Source organism: Pseudomonadota bacterium (genome assembly GCA_022361155.1).
GTDB lineage: Bacteria > Myxococcota_A > Polyangia > Polyangiales > JAKSBK01 > JAKSBK01.
In genome coordinates, this window is record JAKSBK010000277.1 from 1 (window position 1) to 1,859 (window position 1,859).

The 1,859-nt window shown below is 62.1% G+C and carries 3 protein-coding genes; 1 reads left to right on the top strand and 2 read right to left on the bottom strand.

Annotation, left to right across the window (positions count from 1 at the left end; all coding sequences use genetic code 11):
- Window positions 1-114: 114 nt before the first annotated feature.
- Window positions 115-981, bottom strand: coding sequence for a hypothetical protein (locus tag MJD61_10620; protein MCG8555723.1), 867 nt, complete (start codon window positions 979-981; stop codon window positions 115-117).
- Entirely contained in the window at window positions 978-1,166 is a 189-nt protein-coding gene (locus tag MJD61_10625; GenBank protein MCG8555724.1) for a hypothetical protein, read from the bottom strand. The genes MJD61_10620 and MJD61_10625 overlap by 4 nt, the downstream gene beginning before the upstream one ends.
- Window positions 1,167-1,492: 326 nt before the next feature.
- Between MJD61_10625 and MJD61_10630 the strand changes: the two genes are divergently transcribed.
- The coding region (locus MJD61_10630; protein ID MCG8555725.1) for a hypothetical protein at window positions 1,493-1,859 on the top strand (367 nt) is incomplete at its 3' end.

A 1,859-nucleotide genomic window follows, 5' to 3' on the forward strand; every position in this document is an offset into this window, starting at 1 on the left:
ACCTCCTCGAATATGCGCTGCACCGCATCGAAATGAACCGCAGTCTTCGTCGGTCCGCCTTGCCAGCGAGCCCCACTGCAGGCCCCAACCAACCAGGATTCCTGTGGCGAGGCACTAGTGGACAAAGTAGCGCAGCGATCCCATGACAAGGGTTTGCGCGCCTCCGGCAACCTCGCGTCGGATCGCCAGATCGAACCCGCCCCGGCGGTGCAGGTATCCGATGCCACCGCTCACAGCATGCACGCCATGCCCGGCATCGTAACGGTAGCCCAGCCGCATCGGAACGGAACCGTTCACGTATTCGGCGCCACCCCCCGCGATCAGGTACGTTGATTCCGAACCCACGGAAAAAAGATCTACCGCCACTGTTGCGGCGCTGGACACGGCCAACGCCGCACTAGCTCCCAAGCTGCGAGGGACGAGCGCGGACTCGAGCCCCAGCAGGTTGTAACCCAACGTGGCGAGCTCGAGGCCCTTGAATGGGCGCAATCGCAGGCTCATGTCGAACGTGAGGCCCTTGGTGAGGTGAATCGGCCTTGTGCCGTTGCCGCCTGAAACCTGCTGATCGAGCGACAGGTAGCGTCCCACTCCGCCAACGGAAATCCCGTCGGATAGCGGCAATCCAAACCCCAAGCGAAGATCGACCCCGGCATAACCACCCAGGGCAGTCGCTCGAAGCGCGCGAGCCGAAAAGCCAGCGGCAAGCCTGCTGGTCATGGAGTCTACAACCATCGCGGCGGCGTCGAGGGTGTGCTCGCTCGGATGGTACGCCACGCCACTTTCGAGGTGGTAAAGACGACCTAGACTAAGCGAGGCTGGATTGTAGAGCAGCGCAGAGGTCGACATGGCGGATGCGCGCGCACCTGTTCCCAGGGCGAGACCGCGAGCGTTTTGTTGCTCGAGAGCAGCCGGCGGAACCGCGAAGGCGACGCTGCAAAGTAAACACAACGTAGCTGACAGCGACCAGCAGCCAACCCTCATCGGTCACCACCCTCCGGTGCCCCATCGAACCGAACCGCATGGCCGAACCGAACCGCATGGCCGAACCGCCCGCGCGAAAAGCCGCGACCCTTGGGATCACGGAAGCGAAGCGACGACCACTCCGCCAGGGTCCTGCACGTGGTGTCGAATGTAGCCTCCGGCGCTTCGATTGCGTTGGGGGGCATGGCGCACAAGACGTTAGCAAGCCACGCCAACGTTCCGCAAAATTAGTGCAACTCGGGCACAACACCACGCACGTGCCTTGCGTGAGCGCCTGGGAAAACAGCGCGAAGTCACCTACTTACAAAATGCATTACGAACGTCGTAGACGAGCACCGCGTGCTTTGATAGCTTCCTTGCCTCGGTATGGTGGCAGCAAAGCGTTTCACGTTCGCCATTGCGACGATCACTCGTGGCCTTTGAGCGTTCCACACAAGACAGCCTGCGCGACTGTGGATTGTGTGAGGATAACCATGGCTGTATCTGAACAGAGCCTTGGGGCAACATCTGCATGATGGAACTGTGGGAAGCGGCACTCGACGAATTACGGTCGCGTCTTTCTGCCGAGAATTTCGAGGCTTGGCTTGCACCTGTGGACTGCGCTGGGCTCGAGGAGGACACGCTGCGCCTGCGCATCCCCAACCGTTTCTACGCGGACTGGATTTCGTCGCACTACCTGGACATCATCCTTGGGTCCCTCCGGCAGCGTCTCGATCGGCCTTCGCTGAAAGTGCACTGGGAGGTGGACGAACGATTGGGCAGCTCGGAGGCGCAGGGCGGTTCCGAAGCGCAGGGCGGTTCCGAAGCGCAGGGCGGTTCCGAAGCGCAGGGCGGTTCCGAAGCGCAGGGCGGTTCCGAAGCGCAGGGCGGTTCCGAAG